Source organism: Mesorhizobium sp. B1-1-5 (assembly GCF_006443065.1).
Lineage (GTDB): Bacteria > Pseudomonadota > Alphaproteobacteria > Rhizobiales > Rhizobiaceae > Mesorhizobium.
The window spans coordinates 1-1,471 of sequence record NZ_VFWS01000362.1 but is presented as its reverse complement, the minus strand read 5'-3'; the positions used below and the strand labels follow the sequence as shown (position 1 = coordinate 1,471).

The 1,471-nt window shown below is 65.5% G+C and carries 2 protein-coding genes; one reads left to right on the top strand and one right to left on the bottom strand.

Annotated elements, in window-relative coordinates:
• On the top strand, positions 1-559 hold a 559-nt coding region (locus tag FJ980_RS31365; protein ID WP_140547408.1), incomplete at its 5' end, for a DNA-3-methyladenine glycosylase.
• A 40-nt stretch (positions 560-599) separates the two neighbouring features.
• On the opposite strand, the gene FJ980_RS31360 is transcribed toward FJ980_RS31365, so the two are convergent.
• Positions 600-1,471, bottom strand: an 872-nt coding sequence (locus tag FJ980_RS31360; protein WP_140547407.1) for a SulP family inorganic anion transporter, incomplete at its 5' end; no start/stop codon positions are given.

Genomic DNA, 1,471 nt, shown 5'->3' with positions numbered 1-1,471 from the left:
CGATACGGCCGCTCTCGCGCGCTATCTCATCGGCAAGATCGTGGTCCGGGAATTGCCCGAAGGCATTGCCAGCGGCCGCATCGTCGAGACCGAGGCGTATGTCGCCGGCGATGCTGCCGGGCACGGCTTCAGGGGAATGACCCCGCGCAATCGCTCGCTGTTCCTCGAGCGCGGGCATGCCTATGTCTATCTCGCCTACGGCATCTCATACATGCTGAATGTCTCGAGCGAGATGCCCGGCATCGGAACCGGCGTCCTGATCAGGGCACTGGAGCCGCTCGACGGCATTCCGATCATGCAGCTCAATCGCGGCATCGAGCGCCTGCGTGACCTGGCGCGAGGACCGGGAAGGCTCGCCATGGCGTTGCGGATCGACCGTTCGCTCGACGGGCTCGATCTTTGCCGGGAAGGCCCTCTATGGCTTGCAAGCGATGGCCGCGACCCCGGCGAAATCGGGCAGAGCGTTCGGATCGGCATTTCGAAGGATGCCGACCGCCTGCTGCGATTTTACGTCCGGGGAAGTCCGTTTGTCAGCGGTTCACGATCGCTCAACCCATGAGAGGTGCTTCCCGGCGCGTTGAAAGGAAGAAGAATGCAAGCTACTGCGCTGCCCTTTTTCCCTCCAACTGCGCCTGCGCTGCCCGGATCGAGGCGGCGTAGGTCACCAGCGGGCGCTTGAGGCCGTGGTTGATCAGCGTGCGTCTTGTCTGCGGCGAAGCGCCAGATATGACAAAGCGCACGCCGGCGCGCCTGGCCTTGTGCGCCGCACCCTCGATGACATTGGCCGCGGTCGAATCGAAGAACGGCACCGCCGAGCAGTCGAGGATGAAGTTCTTGCGCTGGTCGGCGATGCGGTCGAGCACCGCGCCGACGGTCGAAGCGGCGCCGAAGAAGAATGCGCCGGAGATGCGGTAGACGACGGTGTTGGCGTCGGTCGCGTCCCTGGAATCATAGACGCTCTCGCGGTCGGCGACGTCCTCAGGCACCAGCGTCTGGTCGGCCTCGACGGCGATGGATTTCGCCATGCGGTCGATGAACAGGATCGAGCCCAGCGCGAATCCGACAACGATGCCTTCGGTCAAGTCGCGGAAGACCACGATCAGGAAGGTGGCCATCAGCACCAGCGCATCGCCGCGCGAGGCGCGCAGCAGCGTGGCGAAAGCCTGCTTCTCGAACATGTTCCAGCACACCACCGCCAGCACGCCGGCGAGGGCGGAGAGCGGGATGTAGCTGGCGAGCGGCGCTGCCGCCAGCATCAGGACGAGCAGGATCATGGAGTGGATCATGCCCGAAACCGGCCCGTGCGCGCCGGCCCGCACATTGGTGGCGGTACGGGCAATGGTGCCGGTGGTGCAGATGCCGCCGAACAGGGCCGAGGCGATGTTGGCGAAGCCTTGCGCCACCAGTTCGCAGTTGGAACGGTGCCGGCGGCCGGTCATGCCGTCGGCGACGACGGCCGACAGCAAGGCGT